Source organism: Maricaulis sp., assembly GCF_048269565.1.
GTDB lineage: Bacteria > Pseudomonadota > Alphaproteobacteria > Caulobacterales > Maricaulaceae > Maricaulis.
The window spans coordinates 71,081-89,974 of the sequence record NZ_JBLXIK010000005.1; the positions used below are offsets into that span (position 1 = coordinate 71,081).

Annotated in this window: 16 protein-coding genes; 6 read left to right on the plus strand and 10 right to left on the minus strand. The window is 64.4% G+C overall.

Annotated elements, in window-relative coordinates:
• Window positions 1–45 precede the first annotated feature (45 nt).
• Window positions 46–2,922, plus strand: coding sequence for an excinuclease ABC subunit UvrA (gene uvrA / locus ACN0YL_RS10895; protein ID WP_417497993.1), 2,877 nt, complete (start codon window positions 46–48; stop codon window positions 2,920–2,922).
• A 43-nt stretch (window positions 2,923–2,965) separates the two neighbouring features.
• Here the strand turns inward: uvrA and ACN0YL_RS10900 are convergent, their stop codons facing one another.
• Window positions 2,966–3,685 carry a cytochrome b/b6 domain-containing protein gene (locus ACN0YL_RS10900; RefSeq protein ID WP_417497994.1) on the minus strand — a complete coding sequence of 240 codons (720 nt, stop codon included), beginning with the start codon at window positions 3,683–3,685 and terminating at the stop codon, window positions 2,966–2,968.
• 98 nt (window positions 3,686–3,783) lie between these two features.
• Between ACN0YL_RS10900 and ACN0YL_RS10905 the strand changes: the two genes are divergently transcribed.
• Window positions 3,784–4,284: a helix-turn-helix transcriptional regulator gene (locus ACN0YL_RS10905; protein ID WP_417468992.1), complete on the plus strand. Its 501-nt coding sequence runs from the start codon at window positions 3,784–3,786 to the stop codon at window positions 4,282–4,284.
• Here the strand turns inward: ACN0YL_RS10905 and ACN0YL_RS10910 are convergent.
• The 4 genes from ACN0YL_RS10910 to ACN0YL_RS10925 all read right to left on the minus strand — a co-directional run bounded on the left by ACN0YL_RS10910 (window position 4,209) and on the right by ACN0YL_RS10925 (window position 8,654).
• Window positions 4,209–5,183, minus strand: coding sequence for a CPBP family intramembrane glutamic endopeptidase (locus ACN0YL_RS10910; RefSeq protein ID WP_417497995.1), 975 nt, complete (start codon window positions 5,181–5,183; stop codon window positions 4,209–4,211). The two genes, ACN0YL_RS10905 and ACN0YL_RS10910, sit on opposite strands and share 76 nt — an antisense overlap.
• Before the next feature lie 129 nt (window positions 5,184–5,312).
• On the minus strand, window positions 5,313–6,368 hold the full coding sequence (locus ACN0YL_RS10915) for a hypothetical protein (RefSeq protein WP_417497996.1): 1,056 nt from the start codon (window positions 6,366–6,368) through the stop codon (window positions 5,313–5,315).
• 74 nt (window positions 6,369–6,442) lie between these two features.
• Window positions 6,443–7,363 (minus strand): hypothetical protein, encoded by a 921-nt coding sequence (locus ACN0YL_RS10920; protein WP_417491501.1) that lies wholly within the window; start codon window positions 7,361–7,363, stop codon window positions 6,443–6,445.
• Window positions 7,364–7,451: 88 nt separating this feature from the next.
• Window positions 7,452–8,654, minus strand: coding sequence for an energy transducer TonB (locus ACN0YL_RS10925; RefSeq protein WP_417497997.1), 1,203 nt, complete (start codon window positions 8,652–8,654; stop codon window positions 7,452–7,454).
• 99 nt (window positions 8,655–8,753) lie between these two features.
• On the opposite strand from ACN0YL_RS10925, the gene trmFO reads away from it, so the two are divergent.
• Window positions 8,754–10,148, plus strand: coding sequence for a methylenetetrahydrofolate--tRNA-(uracil(54)-C(5))-methyltransferase (FADH(2)-oxidizing) TrmFO (trmFO, locus tag ACN0YL_RS10930; protein ID WP_417497998.1), 1,395 nt, complete (start codon window positions 8,754–8,756; stop codon window positions 10,146–10,148).
• A gap of 65 nt (window positions 10,149–10,213) precedes the next feature.
• Entirely contained in the window at window positions 10,214–12,157 is a 1,944-nt protein-coding gene (locus ACN0YL_RS10935) for an alpha/beta fold hydrolase (RefSeq protein ID WP_417497999.1), read from the plus strand.
• On the opposite strand, the gene ACN0YL_RS10940 is transcribed toward ACN0YL_RS10935, so the two are convergent.
• Window positions 12,154–12,969: a squalene/phytoene synthase family protein gene (locus tag ACN0YL_RS10940; protein WP_417498000.1), complete on the minus strand. Its 816-nt coding sequence runs from the start codon at window positions 12,967–12,969 to the stop codon at window positions 12,154–12,156. The genes ACN0YL_RS10935 and ACN0YL_RS10940 overlap by 4 nt on opposite strands.
• A gap of 119 nt (window positions 12,970–13,088) precedes the next feature.
• Here ACN0YL_RS10940 and ACN0YL_RS10945 point away from each other — a divergent pair, with 119 nt between their 5' ends.
• Both ACN0YL_RS10945 and ACN0YL_RS10950 read left to right on the plus strand, forming a co-directional pair.
• Entirely contained in the window at window positions 13,089–13,694 is a 606-nt protein-coding gene (locus tag ACN0YL_RS10945) for a superoxide dismutase (protein ID WP_417498001.1), read from the plus strand.
• 81 nt (window positions 13,695–13,775) lie between these two features.
• The gene (locus ACN0YL_RS10950; protein ID WP_417498002.1) at window positions 13,776–15,116 is read left to right on the plus strand and encodes a serine hydrolase domain-containing protein; all 1,341 of its coding nucleotides are present in this window, start codon (window positions 13,776–13,778) and stop codon (window positions 15,114–15,116) included.
• 86 nt (window positions 15,117–15,202) lie between these two features.
• Here the strand turns inward: ACN0YL_RS10950 and ACN0YL_RS10955 are convergent, their stop codons facing one another.
• The 4 genes from ACN0YL_RS10955 to yajC all read right to left on the minus strand — a co-directional run bounded on the left by ACN0YL_RS10955 (window position 15,203) and on the right by yajC (window position 18,844).
• The gene (locus ACN0YL_RS10955; protein WP_417491493.1) at window positions 15,203–15,811 is read right to left on the minus strand and encodes a urate hydroxylase PuuD; all 609 of its coding nucleotides are present in this window, start codon (window positions 15,809–15,811) and stop codon (window positions 15,203–15,205) included.
• Between the two features lie 88 nt (window positions 15,812–15,899).
• Window positions 15,900–16,835, minus strand: coding sequence for a protein translocase subunit SecF (secF, locus tag ACN0YL_RS10960; RefSeq protein WP_417491492.1), 936 nt, complete (start codon window positions 16,833–16,835; stop codon window positions 15,900–15,902).
• 13 nt (window positions 16,836–16,848) lie between these two features.
• On the minus strand, window positions 16,849–18,507 hold the full coding sequence (gene secD, locus ACN0YL_RS10965; protein ID WP_417468982.1) for a protein translocase subunit SecD: 1,659 nt from the start codon (window positions 18,505–18,507) through the stop codon (window positions 16,849–16,851).
• A 28-nt stretch (window positions 18,508–18,535) separates the two neighbouring features.
• Window positions 18,536–18,844, minus strand: coding sequence for a preprotein translocase subunit YajC (yajC, locus tag ACN0YL_RS10970; RefSeq protein WP_417468981.1), 309 nt, complete (start codon window positions 18,842–18,844; stop codon window positions 18,536–18,538).
• Between the last annotated feature and the right edge of the window lie 50 nt (window positions 18,845–18,894).

Below are 18,894 nucleotides of genomic sequence, written 5' to 3' on the forward strand. Positions count from 1 at the left end.
CCCTAGACCGGTCCCGCCCGCGAACTCGCAGACGAAAGACATTTCATGGCCCTCGACACCATCCGCGTGCGCGGTGCGCGCGAACATAATCTCAAGAATGTCTCGGTCGATCTGCCGCGCGACAAGCTGATCGTGTTCACAGGGCTTTCGGGCTCGGGCAAGTCCTCGCTGGCGTTTGACACGATTTATGCAGAGGGCCAGCGGCGCTATGTCGAGAGCCTGTCGGCCTATGCGCGGCAGTTTCTTGAGCTGATGTCGAAGCCGGACATGGATTCGATCGAGGGCCTGTCGCCGGCGATCTCGATCGAACAGAAGACAACCTCGAAAAATCCGCGCTCCACCGTCGGCACCGTCACCGAGATTTACGACTATATGCGCCTGTTATGGGCCCGCGTCGGCGTGCCCTATTCGCCCGCGACCGGCCTGCCGATCCGCTCCCAGACCGTCAGCCAGATGGTCGACAAGCTGATGGCGCTCGAGGATGGCGCCCGGCTCTATCTGCTGGCGCCCGTCGTGCGTGGCCGCAAGGGTGAATACCGCAAGGAATTCGCCGAATGGCTCAAGGCCGGCTTCCAGCGCGTCAAGGTCAATGGCGAGTTTTATACGCTGGAAGAAGCGCCGGTCCTCGACAAGAAATTCAAGCACGATATCGATGTCGTGGTCGACCGGCTGGTGATCAAGCCGGGCCTGGAAGACCGCCTCGCCGACAGTCTGGAAACCGCCCTGCGGCTCGCCGATGGTCTCGCGATTGCCGAATTCGCCGACCAGAGCGACGAAAAGGGCAATCCGGAGCGGCTGGTCTTCTCCGAGAAATTCGCCTGTCCGGTCTCCGGCTTCACCATTGCCGAGATCGAGCCGCGGCTGTTCTCCTTCAACAATCCCTTCGGCGCCTGTCCGGCCTGTGACGGGCTCGGCCAGTCGCTGAAATTCGACGAGGATCTCGTCGTCCCCGACCGCGACAAATCGCTAACCAATGGCGCCATCGCGCCGTGGAGCCGGGCGACCTCGAAACTCTACCAGCAGACCCTGCAGGCGCTGGCGGAGCATTTCGGCGGTGACATGTTCAAGCCCTGGCGCGAATTGCCGGAGGCCTTCCGCAAGGTGATCCTGTTTGGCACCAGGGAAGACATCACCTTCGTCTATGAGGACGGCCTCAGAAAATTCGAGACCAAGAAGCCGTTCGAGGGCGTCATCCCCAATCTGGAGCGGCGCTGGCGCGAGACCGATTCAAGCTGGGTCCGCGAGGATCTGGGGCGCTTCCAGTCGTCGCAGCCGTGCGAGACCTGCCATGGCCGCCGCCTGAAGCCGGAAGCCCTGTGCGTCAAGATCGCCGATCATGATATCGCCCAGGCCGGCACCATGCCGATCCGCGTCGCGCGCGACTGGTTCGGCGCCATCGAGAAGACGCTCTCGGCCAAGGACCAGCAGATCGCCGAGCGCATCCTCAAGGAAATCCGCGAGCGGCTGAAATTCCTCGTCGATGTCGGGCTCGACTATCTCACCCTCGACCGCGCCTCGGGCACGCTGTCCGGCGGCGAGAGCCAGCGCATCCGCCTCGCCAGCCAGATCGGTTCCGGCCTGACCGGCGTGCTCTATGTCCTCGACGAGCCCTCGATCGGCCTGCACCAGCGCGACAATACCCGCCTGCTGGAAAGCCTGCGCGGCCTGCGTGACCTGGGCAATACGGTGATCATCGTCGAGCATGATGAAGAGGCGATCCTGACCGCCGACCACGTCGTCGATCTTGGCCCGGCCGCCGGCGTGCATGGCGGCGAGATCATCGCCGAGGGCACGCCCGCCGATATCCTCGCCAGCGAAGCCAGCCTGACCGGCCAGTATCTGCGCGGCACACGGCGGATCGAGATTCCGGTCAAACGGCGCAAGATCGACAGGAAGCGTATCGTTCGCGTCGTCGATGCGACCGGCAATAATCTCAAGAAGATCTCAGCCGATTTCCCGCTCGGCGTCATGACCTGTGTCACCGGCGTCTCCGGCGGCGGCAAGTCGACGCTGACGATCGAGACGCTGTACAAGGCCGCCGCCCGCAAGCTGGCCAAGGCGCAGACCGTGCCGGGCCCGCATGAGCGCATCGAGGGGCTGGATCAGCTCGACAAGATCATCGATATCGACCAGTCGCCGATCGGGCGCACGCCGCGCTCCAATCCGGCCACCTACACCGGCGCCTTCACGCCGATCCGCGAGTGGTTCGCCCAGCTCCCGGACTCGAAGACCCGCGGCTACAAGCCCGGCCGCTTCTCCTTCAACGTCAAGGGCGGGCGCTGCGAGGCCTGCCAGGGCGATGGCGTGGTGAAGATCGAGATGCACTTCCTGCCCGACGTCTATGTGCCCTGCGATGTCTGCCATGGCGCCCGCTTCAATCGCGAGACGCTGGAAGTGAAATTCAAGGGCAAATCCATCGCCGATGTCCTCGACATGACGGTCGAGGAAGGCGCCGACTTCTTCAAGGCCGTGCCCGCCGTGCGCGACAAGATGGAAACGCTCAAGCGCGTCGGGCTCGGCTATGTCAAGATCGGCCAGCCCGCGACCCAGCTCTCCGGCGGCGAGGCCCAGCGCGTCAAGCTCTCCAAGGAACTGGCCAAGCGTGCCACCGGCAAGACGCTCTACATCCTCGACGAGCCGACCACGGGTCTGCATTTCGAGGATATCCGCAAGCTTCTCGAAGTGCTGCACGAGCTGGTCGAGACCGGCAATACCGTCGTCGTGATCGAGCATAATCTCGACGTCATCAAGACCGCCGACTGGCTGATTGACCTTGGCCCCGAGGGCGGCGATGGCGGCGGCGAAATCGTCGCTGTCGGAACGCCGGAACAGGTCGCCAAGGTCGAGGCGAGCTGGACCGGGCGCTATCTGGCACCCATGCTGGAGAAAGAGGCCGCGCGGCTGAAGGCGGCGCGGGTTTAGGGAACAGGCGAAGCGGCGGGCCCGCAAGGGCCCCCCTCCATTCTCACTCCGCCCGTTTGCGGCCATTCACCATCGACCGCACCAGGTTCTCGCCGTGGGCGAGGCTCGAAACGATGACGCCAATGACATGCAGCGCCGCCAGGCCCAGCGTCAGATAGACAAAGATTTTGTGCCAATCCTCCAGCCATTCTCCGGCGCCGCCCTCTTCATCACCCGCTTCGCCGCCCGCCGCGTGCTCCCGGCGCTCGCCGGGCCCGTCATCATCATCGTCATCATCACCTGAACGGGTCAGACCCGGGGACACGGGCGCAGCCACGCCCTCCTCCGGTGATTGCGCGATGATCCCGGCCAGCGGTCCGGCGCCGTCTTCAACGGCATACAGCGCCATGCCGGTACCGGTTGTGCCTGCGAGGCTGACCAGCAGGAGAATAATCATCACCGCCCCGGCCGGGTTGTGGCCGAGGGTCCGCTTCGCCGAACCGTCCGCCAGACCGCGCACATAGCCCACGGCTGCCCCGGGTCCGCGTACGAAGCTGGAAAAGCGGGCATAGCGCGTTCCGACAAAGCCCCACAGGATGCGGATCACAACCGCTGCGGCGACGACATAGCCGGCCCATACATGCAGGCCGAGTTGCTCATCGCCGGTGAAATAGGCCGTCAGAACGCCAATGACGATCACCCAGTGTCCGATCCGGACAAGCGGGTCCCAGACTTTCACCTCGCGGGGCTGGGCGTCTGTAGCCGTTTCATTTGATGCCTTCATGGCACACCTCCGTTCCTGTGGACTGGAACGTCATGCCGCAGGCGCGCCGGCGCCATCTGTCATATGACATAGACCAAGCCTTCAAAGGGAGTCGCGCCATGAATGACGATGACCAGAAACGCTGGACAATACGCGCCGGCGGGGTGCTCTTTGCCCTGATTGCCGTCTTCATCGCGACGGATCTTGCCACCGACCGCGGCGAAGGCGTCTCCTGGTTCCACCTGGTGCTGGAATGTGTCGCGCTCGTTTCGGCCGCCACGGGCGCGCTCGCCCTGCTCGTCAATTTCCAGCGCACCCGCAGCGACCTCGCGCTGGCACGCGCCGAAGCCCGGCGTTGGCAGGACGAGAATCGCGCCCTCGTGCGCGGCCTCGGGGCCGCCATCGTGGAACAATTCGACCGCTGGGCCTTCACACCGGCGGAGTCGGATATCGGTCTGTGTCTGCTGAAAGGTTTCAGCCATACCGAAATCGCGGCGCTACGCGGCACCAGTGAACGCACCGTGCGCGAACAGGCCCGGACGATCTATCGCAAATCCGGCCTCTCCGGACGGACGGAACTCTCCGCCTTCTTCCTCGAGGACCTGCTGCCGGCAGCCTGAGCAAAGCTCGCGAACCGGCCGCGCAGCAAGAGCGCCACAATGCCGGCGGTGAGGACCAGGCTCGTCACCACGCTCGCTTCCGGCCCGAACACGCCGCCGGTCAGCCACCAGGGGGCCTCGGCCGTGTCGGCCAGATCGATGATGAAAGGGTCGACCAGCACGTCCTGGCCGCTGACCGGCAGGCCGAAGCCCGAGGCCAGCAGCCAGTTCCAGGCCGCATGCCAGCCGCACACGCCCCAGAGCGAGCCTTCCTTGGCCGCATAGAGGCTGAGGAAAACGCCGACCAGCACGATATTGGCGAGGCCGAACATCAATTCCTGCGACCAGGCGATATTGCCGCCATGGACCAGGCCGAACAGGATCGAATTGATGGCGATCGCCAGCCAGATGCCATGGCGCGAGGCGATCAGGCCCATCAGCCAGCCGCGGAACATCAATTCCTCGGTCGAGCCCTGGACAATGAAACCGGCCAGGAGCCAGGCGACCGGGATCAGGCTGGCGATGGCGAGACTGCCGCCCGCCTCGATGCGGTAACCACCGGCGAGCCAGATGATCGCAACCACCACGACCAGAAAGCCGAGACCGAGGCCATAGCCGCGCGCGAAACGTTTGGCGAAAGCGCCGTTGAGCCCCAGCGTCGCCGGGCCGCGGCGCTCGAACAACGTCGTCCACAGCAAGAGCAGGATCGCAGAGACCCCAAAGGCCGCAAACAGGACATAAGCCATGCCGGCCCAGTCCATCGCCGCCGGGTCCATGCTGACCAGGCCCAGCATCACGCCCGGGATCACGCCCAGGATCTGGCCGCCGACCATGAAGACCACCAGCAGCACGATGGCGGCGAGTGTCCATGTGCGGCGATGGCGCGCCTGTCGATCTGCGTAGATTTCACGTCCGGCCATGTCAGCCCCCCTGATTCCGACTCACTCGGACTGGCAGCGTGCCCAGTGCAGCGCCGCACCGCAAGCGAACGCAAAACGGCCCGCAGGTCTGCACCGGCGGGCCGCATTGTCATTCAGCCGGGATAGTGCCTAGCCCTCGCTGGGCGAGGCGCCGGCCGGATGGTCGGTCGTCAGGGTCGGGGAATCGGTTTCCTCGACATCGCCGCCGGCGCGATAGCGCACGGCATTATAGGCGCCGACGCCGTGCCACATGCCTTCAAACACGATCTGCATCGCATAGCCCAGCACCAGGCCGGTCACCAGACCCACGACAACACCGGGATTGCCGAGCGTCGCCTGCAGCGTGGCAAAGACTTCCTCGGGCATCAGGTCGGCACCGCCCTCGGCCATTTGTGCGAACTCCATCACCAGCGGCATCAGCGCGCCCAGGAAGACCAGCTGGATCAAGGTGCCGAGCACGGTGGTGAGCACAAGGATCAGGCCGGCGACGACCAGATAGCTCAGCGCCAGGTGCCAGAACACACCCTTGCTCGCCGTCCAGCTCTCGAAGAAGCGGACCTTGCGATCGACCATGGTCAGGCCCGGCGCCGATGCGAGGCGGATACAGAACACGACCACGATGATGCTCACCGCCAGCACACCGAGAAAGGCGATCAGCCCGGTCGCCATGCCGCCGGCCATCGAACCATCGCCAGCCGCGAACACGCCGGCCGCGACCAGTCCGACCACGACGGCCGCGATCACGATGCCGATATAGGCGGCAATCCCGACGACGATATAGAGCAGGTTGACGCCAAGCAGGCGCAATTCATCGCCGCCGAAGCGGAAGGGAATCACCGGAGCCACCTCACCGCGGGTCAGCAGACGCAGCCAGGCGCCCTGGAACATCAGGGCCGAGACGATGCCCAGCAAACCGATCAACGGGATGGAGGCGAGGAAGGGCCCCATCATCGCCAGGACTTCCTGCTCGATTTCGGCCTCGCTGAGGCTGCCGGATGCGTCCTGCATCGCCAGCTCGAACAGGCTCATATAGGCCGGGCCGACCAGCGAGACGGCCAGCGCCGCCAGCGCGCCGACCACCAGGGCCTGGCAGACGGCAATCCAGATCACGCCAACCGGATTCTCGCCGAAGCGCTTGAAAAAATAGAATATGCATTCCCCGATATCGAAAGCCTTGCCTGTCATGTCATTCCCCTCTGCGACTGGTCGCATGTTAGGCGCACATCATGACGAATTGGCAATCAAACACCAGAGGGAAGCTAGGCGGCAGCGTCCCCCGCCGCCGGCGTGGCGGTGCGATTGCGGTAGATATAGGCATACAGGCCTGAGAAGACCGGGATGTTGATGAAGGCCATCAGCCCGTTCCAGCGCAGATATTCCTCGGCCGCGGCCAGGGCCGGTGCATTGAGCTGGTCGGCCCCGACCGGGACGGGCACATAGAGCGGCCGCGAGCCGAGCACGGCGCAGATCAGTTCATACAGTCCCGCTTCCAGCGCCAGCAGCGGCAGTGAGGTCAGCAGCAGGGCCGCCGCGATGCGCAGGGCATTGCCATTGCTCAGCGACCAGGCGCTCAGCACCATGATCTTGCGATTGGCGATCGTCGCCGGCAGCGCCAGCACCAGCCGCGCCGAGAGCCAGACCAGCAGCGCCGCTGCCGCCAGCCCGACGACGATGGCGACCACCCAGTCGGCCGTGCCGAGATAGGCCATCGCATCGGCCAGCTCGAGACCTTCCGCCTCGGGGTCGATCCCGGCCCGGCTCATCGCACCGGCGGCAATCGAGCCCAGCACCACGGCCCAGAACATGAAGGCCATGATGAAGACCAAAAGGGTCAGTGCCGAGACCAGCAGGCCGACGATGAAGATCCGCCCCTCATCAGCCCCGGCCTTCAAAGAATGCCAGCCGCTGTAATCGCCCAGCACCGCCATGCGCAGACAGGCCGCCGACAGCGCCAGGCTGGCGACAACCGTGACCAGCGACAGCAGGAAGAAGCCCATCGACAACACCGGATTGCCCGTCGCACCGCCCAGGCTCTGCATCAGCACCAGCTGCGCGATATAGGCCAGCGTATAGGGCGCCGCCGCGACCAGGGCGCGCTGCCAGTGCGAAATCAGGAAGGCATAGCCGGCCAGCGTGCTGCGCAGGATCGGGACAGACGTCGTGGTGGGTGTCGGGTTCATGCCAGGCTCCGTGACGGGGGCTGTGTTCGAGGCCCCCGATCTGGACGCGCCGCGCCGCGAAGGCAAGTTCCGCGCTGCAGCCGAAGCATCATTCCGCGTCGGCGTCGGCTTCGGCCTCGCTCTGCCGCCGGCATTGCCACTCCGTCGGCAATTCGCACAGGGTGAACCGGAATTGCGTCAAGAGTCCGATACGCCGTACGGCCTGGCCGCCAATCTGCGCCGGCTCATAGCGCCAGCTGCCGAGAGCCCGTAGCACATCATCATCGAACACGCCGCCCGGTGCGGCGGCGACAATGGTCGCCGAGTCCGTTCGCCCGCTCTCGGTCACATCGAACCGGACGACAACAATCCCGTCGATGCCGGCTTCGGCGGCCCACTCCGGATAGCGTGGCTGCGCCCGCATGCCAGTGACCTCCGCGTCGACATCATAAATATTCGCCCCTTCACCATCGCTCCACGATGAGTGCTCGCCGGTTTCGGGATAGGCGGAAGCCGCGATCCGGGCATCGACCAGTGCACGATCCTCGGCCGTCGCATCGCCGCGCGCCAGCTGGATCCATGCCGTGGTCGTGCGGACATTGTCGGTATCCGTCCCCGCGGTCTCGACTGAGGCGAACATGCTGCGCGAGATATGGAAATTGTAGAGGGCGTCCAGCCGCTCACGCTCGAAATACTGACCGACGCCAGCGAGATAGTGCGCATTGGCGAAGACCATGTCCGGACTGCGCCCGCTTGCCTCAAAGAATTCCAGCGCGAGAGCGGCATGCCTGGACATCGTGCGCAGTCGGCCCAGCTGGCCGCTGCTGAGCGCGACCATGTAATGGATGTCTCCGGCCAGCGACGGGGCCACGCTATCCTCGCGCCCGCCTATCGAACGCGATGCCCGCAGCGAACATTGCCGCGCGTCGCTGATATCGCCAGTGGCAAAGGCCGACAGGGATGCCTGATACCAGCGCGTCGCGCGTTCAGTCTGCGGGCCCCGCAAGCGGTCGGAGATTTCCGCCGCACTGCGCCAGGCGGGATAGGCCTGTTCTGGAAGGCCGCGACTGAGCGCGAGATTGCCGTAATTTTCCGCCAGGATACCAATCAGCTCGGCATCGATCCGCTCGGACCGCGCCGCCCGCCAGGCCGTCTCGGCGGCTTCACTGGCCGCCACATAATCCTGGGCTGCCATCGCGGTTTCATACGCCAGATAGGCCTGGGACACGCTATCCGGCAGGGGATCGTCCTGGGCGCTGGCCGCAAGGGTGACCAGCACCACCAAGCCTAGCGCAACTATGAACTGCTTCATGACCAAACTCCCCCTTCACGCGATCATTCGCCGCCCGGAGCGCCGCTGTCAACGCCCCACTGCCCCCAAATGCTTGACTTGCCGCCGCCCGCGCTCGATATGCCGCGCATGACCCAAAGCGCTCCCAAACCTGTCCATATTATCGGCGGCGGCATGGCCGGCTCCGAGGCTGCCTGGCAACTCGTGTCGCAAGGCGTGCCCGTCATCCTGCACGAGATGCGCGGCGTGAAGGGCACCGAGGCCCACAAGACGGACGAGCTGGCCGAGCTGGTCTGTTCCAACTCCTTCCGCTCGGATGATGCCCGGACCAATGCGGTCGGGCTGTTGCATGAGGAGATGCGGCGCTGCAATTCGATCATCCTGGCCGAGGGCGATAATCATCGCCTGCCGGCCGGCGGCGCCCTCGCCGTTGATCGCGACGCCTTCTCCGCCGCCGTCACCAAGCGCCTGAGCGAGCACCCGCTGGTGACGATCTCGCGCGAGGAAATCACCGGCCTGCCGCCGGAAGACTGGGACAGCGTCATCATCGCCACCGGTCCGCTGACCTCGGAGAGCCTGTCGGAAGCGATCCTGAAAGAGACCGGCGAGGACGAGCTGGCTTTCTTCGATGCCATCGCCCCGGTGATCCATCGCGACAGCGTCAATATGGACAAGGCCTGGTTCCAGTCGCGCTACGACAAGGGCGAAACCCTGGCCGACCAGACCGCCTATCTCAATTGCCCGATGGACAAGGACCAGTATGACGCCTTCATCGACGCGTTGATCGCCGGCGAGAAGACCGAGTTCAAGGACTGGGAAGGCACGCCCTATTTCGAGGGCTGCCTGCCGATTGAAGTGATGGCCGAGCGCGGTCGCGAGACGCTGCGGCACGGTCCGATGAAACCGGTCGGGCTGACCAATCCGCACAATCCCACCGTCAAGGCCTATGCCATCGTGCAATTGCGCCAGGACAATGCGCTGGGCACGCTGTTCAACATGGTCGGTTTCCAGACCAAGCTGAAATACGGCGTCCAGACCGAGATCTTCCGCCTGATCCCCGGCCTGGAAGCGGCGCAATTTGCCCGCCTCGGCGGCATTCACCGCAATACCTTCCTCAATTCGCCGCGCCTGCTGGATCATCAGCTGCGCCTGAAATCGCAGCCGCGCCTGCGCTTTGCCGGGCAATTGATCGGCGTTGAAGGCTATGTCGAAAGCGCCTCGATGGGGCTTTTGGCCGGGCGCTATGCCGCCGCCGAACGCCTCGGCAAGACGCTGCCCCCGCCGCCCGAGACGACGGCGATGGGCGCCCTGATCCGCCACATCACCGGCGGCCATCTCGACGCCGGCAAGGGCAGTTTCCAGCCGATGAATGTCAATTTCGGCCTCTTCCCGCCCATCACCCAGCCAACCCAGGACGCAGAGGGCAACCGCATCCGCGGCAAGGCCAAGACCCCGGCCCGCAAGACAGCACTGTCGGCCCGGGCGCTGGAAGATCTGGCGGTCTGGCTGGGCTAGCGCCTCATTTCAACTTGAAATAGCCAGACAAAGCGTGTGAACTCCCGGAAAATCGGGGGAATTACATGTTCAGATCAGCTTTGGCCGGCCTTGCTGTCGCGCTGTTCGCCTGCAGCACCAGCCCGGCCCAAACCGAGGCGCCACCGGCGCTCGAGCTGTTTGCGCAAATGCCGCATATGGACATGGTGACCCTGTCGCCGAACGGGCAGCGGATCGCTTTTCTCAGCAATTACGAAGGCCGCCGCATCCTGGTCGTGCGCGATCTGGCGAGCGGCGAGGACCAGCTCGCCAATGTCAGCGGCATCAGGCCGGAAGGCATGCTCTGGGCCAATGATCGCACCCTGCTGCTCTCGGCCAGTGAAGCGGCCAATACCCAGCGGGTTCGCGGCGTGGTCGATTTTTCCGCCGTTCTGGCCTTCGATGTCGAGGACGGACTGGATTTTCGTCAATTGCTGCGCGGGTCGCGGCGGACCGGGGTCAATATCCGGATGGGGCGCGTCCTCGGCATCAGCGCAGAGGACGGCTATGTCCTGATCCCGGCCAGGGATGAGGGCGGCAATTACGACCTGCTCGCCGCAGACCCGTCCCGGCGAGGCTCACGCGTCGAGGCCGGCGGCAGCACCGTCACCCGCGACTGGGTCATCGACCGCAATGGCGAGGCCGTCGCCCGGGTCGATTACTCCAATGCCCGCGACACGCAGCGCATCTTGGTGCGCGATGGCAATGGCTGGACGCCCATCCTGGAGGAGGAAGATGCCGACCGCCCGGTCTATTCCACCTGGGGGCTGATCGAGGACGGCTCGCTGGCGGTCCGGGTGACCTATAACCGCAATGACCGGGCAACGACCAGCGGCCTCTATGCTGTCTCGCTCGAAACCGGTGAGATCACCCGGCGGCTGTTTCGCCATGACGACTATGATATCGGCGCCGTGCTGACCGACCCCTACACCAATCTGGTCGTCGGCGTGGCCTATAGCGATGTGTTCGACGAGCATGTCTGGTTTGATGAGGAATTGACGGCGCGACAGGACATGCTGGAGGCCGGTTTCGGTGGCGCATCGGTGCGGATCGAGAGCTGGTCGCGTGATCGCAGCCGGTTCGTGGTCTCGACCGAGGGCGACGCCCGGCCGCGGGTCTATTATCTCTATGACGTCGCCAGCAATAATGTCGCCGCGATCGGCAGCGCCTATGGCAATCTGGCCCTGGGTGGATTGCGCCCGCGCCTGCACATCCACTATCCGGCGCGCGATGGCACACAGATACCCGGCTATCTGACCACCCCGGACGGCGAGGGCCCGTTTCCGACCGTCATCCTGCCGCATGGCGGCCCGGGCAGCCGCGACACGGGCGGGTTCGACTATCTCGCGCATTTCCTCGCCTCGCGCGGCTATGCCGTGATGCAGCCGCAATTCCGCGGCTCGGACGGGTATGGCCGGGAGTGGGAAGTGGCGGGTTATGGCGAGTGGGGCACAGGGCTGATGCAGCATGATGTCAGCGATGGCGCCCTCGCCCTGGTCCAGGCCAATATCGCGGACCCCGACCGGATCTGCATTGTCGGCCTGAGCTATGGCGGTTATGCCGCCCTGGCCGGAGCCGCCTTCACCCCCGACCTCTATCGCTGTGCCGCCGCGATTGCCCCTGTCACTGACCTGGCCGCACTGGTGCGCTATGACCGCGACCGCCATGGCAGCGATCACTGGACCGTCGCCTATTGGGATGAGGCCATGAATGGCCTCGATGAAACCCGTCGCACGGCCCGGCTTCGGGCCGTCTCACCGGCTTATCACGGCGACCGCATCCATATCCCGGTGCTGTTGATGCATGGCCGTGACGACAGCGTCGTCCCGATCGAGCAGAGCCGCGACATGCGCGATGCCCTGCGCCGCAACCGGGGCGATCTCGAATACATTGAAATGAGCGATACCGATCACTGGCTGAGCAGTGCCGAGATGCGCACACAGGTTCTCACCGAATTGGAAAGCTTCCTGGACGAGCATATAGGAGACTAGCGCCCCGTCAGCGACAGCCAGCTGAGCCGCGCCTGCCGCGCCAGCAAAGCGCGTTCGGGCGGGACTTCGAACGGGTTTTTCGGCAGGCTTTTCAGATAGCCTGGGGTCAGCACGGCATAGCCGGCCGCCGGCACAGCCTCGACTGGCAGCGCGCCGGCCGCCCGGAAGGCGCGCGCGGCATCCTCGGCGATCGCCCGCACGGGCTGGAGCGCGGCCTTCGCCTTGCCGGAGCCGAGGCCCTGGGCGAGCATGGCGGGGGTGCCGCCGAGCTCGGTGAGATAATCGCCGGCGACCGGGGCGCGGCCGATGCGGGCGCGCCAGGCGAAGGCGCGCATCAGGCCCGTCAGCCCCCAGGCACGGCCGGCATCGATGATCTGCTGCTGCGGCAGTTCGCCCCCGGTCAGGATCAGGGCCAGGCGGATCAGCCGCACCGAGGTGCGGTCGACATAATCCATCAGGGCATCGAGATCGGCATGCGGCGCAGCGCTGATATCGTCGAAACGGGCATCGATCAGATCGATCAGTTCAGCCTGCGGCAGCCGGTCCGTCAGCGGTGCCATCGCCTCGGTGACGGCATGGCGGCGCACTTTGGGCGTCTCGAGATAGAGGTCACTGACCGCCTCGCGCCACCAGGTCAGCTTCATCTCGCCGATCAGACTCTCGCTCGTGGCGTCGGCGATACGGGCGATTTCATGGTTCAGCGCGTAGAGCGCGAACAGACGCACGCGCAGCTGCGCCGGGGCAAACAGGGCCGCCAGACGCCGGTCGGGATCGGATTTTTGCAGTAAAACCGACAAATCCTCGGCGCTCATGCGCTCCTCCGGTGGACATTGGTGGCCCGGGGGCCATATGCATTCATAGCATTGAGCGGCGCTGACGCCCGCCCCGCGCGCACCTGTTTTGTCACACACGCTATCGACGGAGAAATCCCATGAGCTTCACCCTTCCTGCCCTGCCCTATGCCCAGGACGCCCTGGCGCCGCACATCTCCGCCGAGACGCTCGACTTCCACCACGGCAAGCACCACGCCGCCTATGTCACCAATCTCAACAAGCTGCTGGACGGCCATGCGCTGGCCGGCAAATCGCTGGAAGACGTCGTCAAGGCCAGCGCTGGCGAGGCCGACATGGCCGGCATTTTCAACAATGCCGCCCAGGTCTGGAACCACACCTTCTACTGGAGCTCGATGACGCCGAATGGCGGCGGTGCCCCGGCCGGCGAACTGGCCACGATGATCGACCGCGATTTCGGCTCCTTCGACGCCTTCAAGACCGCCTTCGCCACGGCCGGCGCGACCCAGTTCGGTTCCGGCTGGGCCTGGCTTGTGCTGAAAGATGGCAAGCTTGAAATCCGCAAGACCGGCAATGCCGAAACCCCGATCACCGAGGCCGGCGTGACGCCGCTGCTGACGATGGATGTATGGGAGCATGCCTATTACGTCGATTTCCGAAATCGCCGTCCCGACTATATCGCCACCTTCCTTGATCACCTGATCAACTGGGATTTCGCCGCTGCCAATCTGGCCGCCGCGAAATAGTCTGCCCGGCATCTCGCCAAGCGCGCTTTCCCGTCTTAGGTTTCCCCTCGGTTGATCGATAAAAATACCGAGGGGAATTCCATGGAATTGCGTTCCTTCCTGGCCGGGCTCGCTTTCGCGGGCCTGGCAGCGTGTACTCCGGGTCCGGCGGCACAGACCGCCAGCGAAGCGCCGCCCGCGCCTGAAACGGCTGCGCTTGCAGCCGCGCCGATAGCAGCGCCGGATTTCACTCCGGTCGAAAATCCCGCCGCGCTGGGTTTTGACCCGGCCGGCCTCGCCGCGCTGGACCAGCAGCTCGACGCCCTCGCTGCCGCTGGCGCCCGCCCCGGCTATGCCGCCATCATTGCCCGCGGCACCCGGGTCGCCTTCGTCTCGGAAGCCGGCGCGATCAATCTTGAAACCGGTGAGCCCTTCACCATCGACAGCCCGGTGCGTATCGCCTCGATGTCGAAACCGGTGACCGCCGTGGCCGTGATGATGCTGGTCGAGGCCGGCCAGCTCGGGCTTGATGATCCGGTCTCCGACTATATTCCCGAATTCGCCGATGTGCAGGTGGCCGTCAGCCCGATGGCCAATGGCGACGGCGTCATCGAGACGCGCGCACCGGTGCGCCCGATCACGATCCGGCATTTGCTCACCCACACCGCCGGGCTGGGCTATATCTTCGACAATGAGACCGATCTCGGCCGGCTCTATCTGGAAAACTCGCTCTATTCTGGCAGCGGCAATCTGGAAGCGCGGATGCAGCAACTCGCCGCCCTGCCGCTCTATACCGATCCGGGCACGCGCTGGATCTATTCGTATTCGCTCGACGTGCTCGGCCGCGTGATTGAAGTCGTCTCGGGCGAGCCGTTTGAAGTGTTTATGGAAAACCGCCTGTTCGAACCGCTCGGCATGAGCTCGACCGGCTTCTTCTACGAGGATGTCGATTTCGACGAAGCCGAGATGTCACCGGTCTATGTCCATGACGAGAGTGGCGCCATGGTGCCCTTCGACCAGGCGACACCGGACTGGGCGTCCGGCGGTGGCGGCCTGGTCTCGACCGCCTCGGACTATATCCGTTTTGCCATGATGCTGGCCAATGGCGGCGCACTGGGTGAGGTCCGCATCCTGTCCCCGGAGACCGTGCACGAACTCGCCTCGCCGCAGGTCCCGTCCGGTCAGCTCGGCGAAGACTGGGGCGCGCGCGGTTTCGGCTTTGGCGGCGCGGTGGCGCTGTCGCCGGCCGAAGGCCAGGAGGCAGCCGGCATCACCGGGGACTATTCCTGGAGCGGCCTGTTCGACACGGATTTCTTCATCAGCCCCAATACCGGCGTTGCCGCAGTGCTGATGACCCAGATCCAGCCCGGCCCCAACCGTCCCGAACCGCGCAGCTCGGCCATGTTCCGGCCGCTGGTCTATGCCAGCTTTGCCTTCGACTGAGCCGGACGGCCAGCCACAACCCGCCATGAAAAAGGCCCGCCGGGATGACCGGCGGGCCTTTCGTATTGCTGCGTGCGGATCTGGCGTCAGCCAAATACGGTCTGCGCCATCGCCATGGCGATCAGCATCGGGAATGAGAGCAGCGTATTGGTACGCGAGAACAGCATCGCCGTGCGCGCCGCCTTCGGCTTGGCCTCGGCATCGGCCTCGACCAGGCCGAGCGCGATCTGCTGGTTCGGCCAGATAATGAACCAGACATTATAGGCCATGATGATGGCCATCCACATGCCGATCCCGATGAAGCTGTATTGCGGGGAATAGTGCTCGGCCGCGAGACCGAAGCTCAACACCTCGACCGTATAGCCGCGCATGCCGGCGACCGCGAGGCCGGTGACGAGGGTGGCGAAGGCGCCCCAACGGAACCAGAACAGCGCCGCCGGCGCGATCACCTTGCCGATGGCCGGCTTTTGCTCGTCGGGGATGTTCGGCATGTTGGGGATCTGGACGAAGTTGAAATACCACAACAGCCCGATCCACATGATGCCCGAGACGACATGGGTCCAGCGGGCAATCCCCGTCCAGAGCGCCTCATTGACCGCGATACCGCCGGTCAGCACATAGGCGCCGAGATAGATGATCGCGAGCAGCAGCGAGATGTGCACGGTCGCGCGCAGATTGCTCAGAATTGCAGGCATGGCTTCCTCCCCAGGAAATAATGTTTGTCTTCACTGGGGAATTTACAGCAATTCGCGTCTGGCGATAGCCCGGACGCAAACCGGGTTGTCAATCATTCTCGTTGGCGTCGCGCTTGACCCCGACTAGGAGCAGGAGCGGTGCGGCGACGAAGATCGAGGAATAGGTCCCGATCACCACGCCCCAGATCATCGCGAAGGAGAAGCTCTTCAGCGCCTCGCCACCGATGAGATAGAGCGAAACCAGCGCCACCAGCGTCGTTGATGAGGTCAGGATGGTGCGCGAGAGCGTGTCGTTGATCGACATGTTGAGCAGTTCACCGAGAGGCATCTTCTTGTACTTGCGAAGATTTTCCCGGATCCGGTCATACACGATCACGGTATCATTCATCGAATAGCCGACGATGGTCAGGATGGCCGCGACGGTGGCGAGATCGAAGGTCATCTGCGTGACCGAGAACATGCCGACTGTGGCGATGACGTCATGGGTCAGGGCCAGGATGGCGCCGACGGAGAACTGCCACTCGAACTGGAACCAGATATAGATCAGCATCAGGAACAGGGCGAGCGAGACCGCCATGAATCCCTTCACCACCAGCTCACCGGAGACGGAGCCGCCGATCACATCTGTACCGCGCAGCTCGATGTCGGGGAAACTGGATTCGAGCGCCGCTTCCAGCGCCCGGCGGGCATCCTGTTGCGCTTCCTCGCCTTCCAGGCCCTCGCCGGGCTGCAGCGGCAGGGAAATCAGCACTTCGTGCGGATCGCCGGTCTGCTGGATCCGCGGTTCGCCCAGATTGAGATCGCCAACCACCGTGCGCATCGCCTCGACATCGGCCGGCTCTTCGGTGCGAACCTCGGTCTGGATCCCGCCGCGGAAATCAATACCGAAATTGATCCCGACATTGGCGAATTCGAACAGCGAGCCAAGCACCAGCAGGAGCGAAAACGCGATCGCCCACATCCGGATCTTGATGAAGGGGAGATTCGCCGTGGTGGGCAGAAATCTGATCAGGGCAAGTGACATGGGAAAACCTCTCCTACAGCGGAATGGCTTTGGGCTTCAGCGCCCGCAGCCAGATGACCGCCAGCAGGCGGGAGAAGACAAAGGCGGTGAAGACCGAGGTGATGATACCGATACCCAGCGTGATCGCGAAACCACGCACCGGGCCGGCCCCGAGCAGATAGAGCACCGCAGCCGCGATGAAGGTGGTGACATTGGCGTCCATGATCGCCGAGAGGGCGCGCTCATAACCGGCCTGCAGCGCATTGGCCGGCGTGCGACCGAGCTTGTTCTCCTCACGGATACGCTCATAGATCAGCACATTGGCATCGACCGCCATACCGATCGTCAGGATGATACCGGCGATACCCGGCAGGGTCAGCGTCGCGCCGAGGCCCGACAATCCGCCCATGATCAGGATGACATTGACCAGCAGCGCCATCGTCGCGAAGACGCCGAAAATCCCGTAGGCGGCAATCATGAAGATGATGACGGCGAGGAAGCCGATCAACACCGCCATCGTGCCGCTCTCGATCTGGTCCTGCCCGAGGCTCGCCAGCACGGTGCGTTGCTCGACCGGGGTCAGCGAGGCCGGCAGGGCGCCGGCATTGAGCAGCACGACGAGCTGTTGCGCCGTCTCGTAATTATAGCTCCCGCCAATCACGCCGGAACCCGACAGGATCGGTTCATTGATCGTCGGCGCGGTGATGATTTCACCGTCGAGCACGATCGCAAACTGCTTGCCGCGATTATTCCGCGTCATGTCCCCGAAGACGAGCGCGCCCTGGGTGTCGAAACGGAAACCGACGACAGGGCCGACATAATTGGGGTGGGTGGTGACATTGGCCTGGGTGAGGTTTTCACCGGTCAGGCGCGAGGCGGTCTCGACGGCGAGATATTGCACCGGATTGCTGTCAGCCATCGGATAGATGGTGCGGCCCGGCGGCACGCGCGCCTGGCCATTGGGGCCGGGATTGATGGTCTCGTCGACGAGGTGAAAGCTCATGCTCGCCTGGGCGCCGACAATGGCGATGATGGCGTCGGGGTCGCTGGCGCCGGGAACCTGGACCAGCACCCGCGTATCGCCCTGGCGGGCAATCGTCGGATCGGTCGTGCCCAGCCCGTCAAGACGGCGCCGGATCACTTCGATCGACTGCGTCACGGTGCGGGTGCGGATCGCCTCGAGCTGTTCCGGGGTCACGCTGATGCGGATGGCATTGGCATCGCTCGGGTCGCGGCGGATATTCAGCGTCTGCGCCAGGCCGGGCTGACCCAGCGTCGTGGTGACCGGCTGCGACAGTTCGGACAGGGTTTCAAAGGCGGCATCGCGATCATCGGCCCGCGCCATCAGCACCACGACTTCCTCGCCGATCACCGCAACGCTGCGGGCCAGCAGCGGTGGAGTACTGCCGCGCAAGGTCTGGCGGGCATCGGCAGCGAGGGTTTCGAGCTGGCCAGCGCGAACCTCGGCCATGTTCACTTCAAAGACGATATGGGAACCGCCCTGCAAATCGAGGCCGAGATTGACGGTGCTACTGGGAATCCAGCGCCAGATACCGCGCGGTTCGAGCGAATTGTCGATCTCGTTGACGCTGTAGCGCTCGGATTGCGGTACCAGGTTCGGAATCGAGTACAGCACACCCAGAAGAATGATGGCAAAGATGGAAAAAAGCTTCCAGCGCCCGAATTGCAGCATGACGGCGAACCTTGTTCAGCAGGAGCGTTCAGGTATTGGCCGCATCATTGGCCGGCTTCGGCTCGGTCCGGTTACGGACATCGGCAATCGTGTGCTTGATGAGCCGGACCTCGACGCCCTTGGACAGTTCGATCACCGCCTCGGCCTCTTCGACCTTCATCACCTTGCCGACCAGCCCGCCCTGGGTAACGACGACATCGCCGCGCTTCAGCGCCTCGATCATGTCGCGGTGTTCCTTGGCGCGCTTCTGTTGCGGACGGATCAGCAGGAAATAGAAGACGAGGCCCATCAGGACGAGCATCGGGATCGGCGATTCGAGAATGGTCTGGAGATTCATGCTGGGCTCCGCTTGCCGGTAGCCTGCCGCAGCGCGGGGCAGGCCGGATT